This is a genomic window from Microcystis sp. M49636_WE2 (genome assembly GCF_030065375.1).
GTDB classification, from domain to species: Bacteria; Cyanobacteriota; Cyanobacteriia; order Cyanobacteriales; family Microcystaceae; genus Microcystis; species Microcystis aeruginosa_C.
The window spans coordinates 1-4825 of sequence record NZ_JASJFG010001078.1 but is presented as its reverse complement, the minus strand read 5'-3'; the positions used below and the strand labels follow the sequence as shown (position 1 = coordinate 4825).

The following is a 4825-nucleotide window of genomic DNA, read 5'->3' as shown; positions in this document are numbered from 1 at the left end:
GGAAGCAACGGAGGAAGGTCATAAGAAACTAAACGAATTAGTTGAACAAAACAAAGATCAATACGGTATTCATCATGCACCCTGTGCTTATTCTGTCTCCTGTGTGATGAAATATCTGGCTGAAAAGTTAGGATTAGCCACTGTCAAAGCCCTGTTTAAAGATCCCTTTTCAACTGAGAATATTCGAGTTACAGGCGTTGAGAAAAAACTGCGTCGTCTCGGTTTTCTCTACTTTCTGAAAAAAGATTACCTAGCACCTCGTGGGGCAATTGGAGCAAGATGGCCTCGAAATAATCAGGATCAATCGGATCACATTTATTACATCACCAAAGATGGAGCAAAACGGACTCAATTTCCCAACCCAGAGAATTATTGGGATGATCAACAGGGCAAACACGAAACTGGAATAAACGGGCCTAAATGGCAAATTAAAGACCTTCATGCTGAAAACCTCGATTTCTTCGATCATGTTTATATACAATGGGAGAATGGCTACACAGAAGGATTTTGGCTGCCGCCGGGCATTTATCCTTTAAAAAGATTTTAAGGATTAGAGCTTTGTCCACGATAATTCTGGGGGAAGTCAGGGAATAGGCTGATTTCTCCCCTAGAATTGACTGACTTTTTAATAACAGGATTTAGTATGAAGATGTGCGGAATATCGGAGTTAAAAGCCTTGAATTTAACCTTTGGCTGGGCTGGGAGTGGCTTAACCATCTACCACCTCTTGATTTCAGGTTATATATCTTCATTCTATATCCCCCAGAGTTCCAGAAGAGCGATAAGCATAATCATCTCGCTCTCGTTAAAAATCACTGATTACTGTTGACTAACTCCTGCTTAATTACTCGATAATTTTGATGGGCAAGGGGTAAAGTAAACCAAAACTGTGAGCCAACCCGGGGGGTGCTTTTTACCCCAATTCTGCCAGAGTGAGCCTCGATAATTTGCCGACATTGGTAGGAACCTAAACCGATTCCCGTTAGGTGTTGATTATGAAGATTTCTTACATATAAATGGAAAAGATGTTGACATTGTTCTTCGTCCATGCCAATACCATTATCGCTTAAAGTGCAGTAGAGCATATCCTGTTCAATACGAGCATCTAAAGCTAATTGAATCGGTGGAGGATTATGTTTTAAGGCATTATTTAATAATTGTTCAAAAACACTTCTTAGCTGACAAGGATCGGCATCAATAGCGGGTAAGTTATCGGGGAGAAGATTAATAAAAGTAGCTTGATATAAATCAAAATCTTTTTGCCAATCTTTGAGCCAAATTTTCACCTGTTCTTTTAAAGATAGAGGTTGACGATGCAAGATTAAAGGCCGTTCTTCAGCAAAATGATTTTCTGATAAAGCATTAATTAAAGTTAATTGTCGATCGCAACTACGCACCACCTGATCGAGCATTGCTCGCGAGATAGTTACTTTTTCCGTTTGCCGACACTGTAAATTTTTTAATAACATCATTAATCCCATAATCGAAGTGCGGAGATCGTGGGATACTGCCTGTAAAAAAACCGTTTTCATTTCGTATAAACGCTGAATTTCCCGGACTTTTTCCCGCAGTTCCAGGGTTCTGGCTGCCACTTCCTGTTCTAAATTATTATTCAAGCTTTGCACCCTCTGATATAGTTGCGCTTGGCCGATAGCGATACAAACTTGGGTGGCTAACTGTTCTAATAATTTGACCTCGCTTTTTTGCCAATGACGGGGATGGGAATATTGATGGACAACTAAAGCACCTAAATGTTGATTATTAACCGTTAGAGGTAAAACTAAAGAAGATTTAACTTGCAGGTATTCGTAATAACCCTTGAGAGTGGGCAGAGTTTGCACCTTAGCGGTATTATCAGCAATAATTAACTTATCTAAAGAAAATAATTGTCCCAATTCTTCCAGTAATTCTGGTTCAGGAAACCAACCCATCAGCGAGGGAATCTCGGGACGACGGGACTCAGCGATGACCTTGGACCAACCCCCTTCTTGACAGTGACCGATATAGACTTGATCGGCATCGAGCAAATTTCTGATTTCCTCAACAATGGTGTTTAAAACCTGATCTATATCTAAAGATTGATGGACTTTTAAAGCAACTTGTGTTAAAAAATGTTCTCGTTCTAAAGTTTCATTTAAAGCTCGATCGATCTGTTGTCTTTCGGTAATCGCCGCCGATAAAAACAGAGAAGTTGACATGACAATGACTAAAAAGATTTGTAAGATCAGGACACCTCTGGTATAATCGGGAGCCTGTAGGATAAAAGGGCTGATTCCCCCAGCTAATCCCATCAAAGCTAAAATAGATACTAAAAAATTCGCTATTACCGCTCCCCAAGTCTGAAAACGCATGGCGGCCCAAACCACAAAGGGAAAAGGCAGATATTCGAGGTACTGCACCATACTCCAATCGGGGTTAAGAAAATTTGGTTGATCACCAAAAACCACGGAAGTCACCACCGTTAGCAAACTCAGACAAAGTAAGGCCTCGCCAAGGCGTTGGGGTTGCCGTGGTTCTCGCAGGGAGTGATGATTGAAGAAAAAACGCAACAGCAGCGGCGTGGTCATTAATATTCCCGTACTATCTCCGAGCCAGATAATGCCCCAAGACTGTCCAAATTGTCGCCAATCCCAAGTATTTAGCCAACTACGGGCAAAAGTATCGATAGTGGCATTAACTGCCGAGGCCAATAAGGCCGCTAAAAATACCAGTAAAAGGATATCGCGAATGCGCTGTAAAGTGGCGGAAAATCTCAGATAATGCAAGAATTGCGCCCCTAACAGGGCCGATAAACTGCTGCCGAGTGCTGAAAATAGAGCTATGGGCCAACTGGCCCCTAAAAAGAAGGTAAGAAGCAAATCACCGATAAAAACGCCTAAAACTAGCCTTTTTCCCCCTAAAAAAACGGCAGTTAAGCCAATACCAGCACTCATCCAAATCGGGGAAGGTCGCAACCCTAAATTTAAGCAGAGATAGCCTAGCCAACCAACACCCAGATAAACTAGGGCAACAAGCACAATTTTAGACCGATCTGATGAAATCCGTAGCATTTTCAGTTATCAGTTATCAGTTATCAGTTATCAGTTATCAGTTATCAGTTATCAGATTTGAGTTCTAAGTGAGCAGTATGTATTAAGCGAGCAGTATCAAATAGTAGTTTCCCACTGTCTTTTCACTGATGACTGATGACTGTTTACTGTTTACTGATCACTGGTCACTGAATCACTGGTCACTGAATCACTGTTAATCTATCTCCAGATTGCCTAAACTAGGAGTAGTTCTGCCTCATGCAGATGGGTGAAAACCGTACATTTTCCCGTTAGGAATCAAAGATCATGCGGATTTTAATTGTTGAAGACGATCCTTTAATGCAGTTAGGTTTAGAACAGGCACTTAGTGAACAGCCGGATTTTGAGATTGTCGGTCAAGCTAGTGATGGTCTAGCGGGGGTACAATTAGCCCTATCCCTACGGCCAGATTTAGTGGTCATGGACATCGGTTTACCCCGTCTCGATGGCATTGCGGCAACTAAACAGATTAAGGAGGGTTTAGCTAATGTTCATGTGGTCATGCTCACTTCCCACACTCTGCAACAGGAAGTGATCGCGGCGCTGGCTAGTGGTGCTGATGCCTATTGTATCAAGGGAGCGAGTCTCGATCGCCTTTTGGCCGCCATTGAAGCGGCCAAGGACGGGGCCACCTATTTAGACCCCCAAATTGCTCGTTTAGTCATGGATAATCTCAAACCGCCGGCAGTGCAACCTAATGCCAATCTAGCACTTTTATCGGAGCGAGAAATGGAGGTTTTAAAGTTAATTGTCGAGGGCAAAAGTAACGCTGAAATCGCCGAACAACTTTATTTAAGTACCAATACGATTAAAACCCATGTGCGGGGAATTATGAATAAATTAGCCGTGGATGACCGAGTACAAGCGGCCGTAATTGCCCTGCGGTCGGGTATTGTTTAAGGAGAAAATGGCGATTTACTTATCCCCTATTCGAGGCTTCTCTAATCACCTCTAAAACCTCTGAAGCATGGGAAATAGTAGGGACGTGACCGGATGCCAAAACCACTGTCTTTGCTCCCATTCTCTCGGCCAAATTAAACTGTAATTCTGGGGGGACGGCTTGATCTTGACTAGAGACAATATACCAATTCGGCGCAGCTAGGTCATCGGCTAGAGAAGTGAGAGGATTTTGCACTGTGATCGCTGCGTATCCTTCGGCTAATAACTGGGCAGTTATCTGATTATAACTAGAACCATCGGCCCAAAAACCGTGAACCAAAACAATATTGTTAATTCTGTTCATAAGATCTCTTACAAAACTCGAATTACTGGCCGTTGACAAAATGATGCAAACCTCAAGCCTTAAACACTTCCTCAATTCTTAGGGGTTAGAATACGGGAAGACCTTTACAAAACTATACAAACTCATGACCGTTGCTTACCCTCGTAAATTCAAGAAGACGATGAGCGCTCGCGACATCATGAAGCGGGTCATTAGCGATCGCGAAATTCATCTTGTCACCCTCAACCGCTACCGCTACAACGAACAACGTAGCTGTAAAGACCTCACCGAACTGATCGAAACCTTAGACGGACAACCGCAAGAACTGATACAGGATCTTTCCCACCACGTTGCCGATGAGGCCCGCCATGCCTACTGGTTAACCGATTTATTGATCGAATTGGGGGCCGATGTGGGGAAACCGCCGGGGTTGTCCTATATCGATGAATTTGAACGTCTTCTCGATCAAGATCAATTCCAAGGCGAAGAACAAAGGGAAGATGGACTGATTGCGGCCCTAGCGGCAATTAACGTC

General features: G+C 42.9%; 3 protein-coding genes and 2 pseudogenes. 3 read left to right on the top strand and 2 right to left on the bottom strand.

What is annotated here, in order from left to right; genetic code table 11:
* Positions 1–547: pseudogene (locus PX484_RS25015) on the top strand (hypothetical protein); the annotation flags it as partial.
* A 265-nt stretch (positions 548–812) separates the two neighbouring features.
* Here PX484_RS25015 and PX484_RS25010 read toward each other — a convergent pair.
* On the bottom strand, positions 813–3050 hold the full coding sequence (locus PX484_RS25010; protein WP_287766996.1) for a sensor histidine kinase: 2238 nt from the start codon (positions 3048–3050) through the stop codon (positions 813–815).
* 285 nt (positions 3051–3335) lie between these two features.
* Here PX484_RS25010 and PX484_RS25005 point away from each other — a divergent pair, with 285 nt between their 5' ends.
* Complete coding sequence (locus PX484_RS25005) at positions 3336–3968, top strand: response regulator (protein WP_002800895.1); 633 nt, start codon at positions 3336–3338, stop codon at positions 3966–3968.
* A gap of 19 nt (positions 3969–3987) precedes the next feature.
* Here PX484_RS25005 and PX484_RS25000 read toward each other — a convergent pair whose 3' ends face one another.
* Positions 3988–4311, bottom strand: a complete 324-nt coding sequence (locus PX484_RS25000) for an alpha/beta fold hydrolase (protein WP_287766994.1) — start codon at positions 4309–4311, stop codon at positions 3988–3990.
* Between the two features lie 124 nt (positions 4312–4435).
* On the opposite strand from PX484_RS25000, the pseudogene PX484_RS24995 reads away from it, so the two are divergent.
* Positions 4436–4825: pseudogene (locus PX484_RS24995) on the top strand (ferritin-like domain-containing protein); the annotation flags it as partial.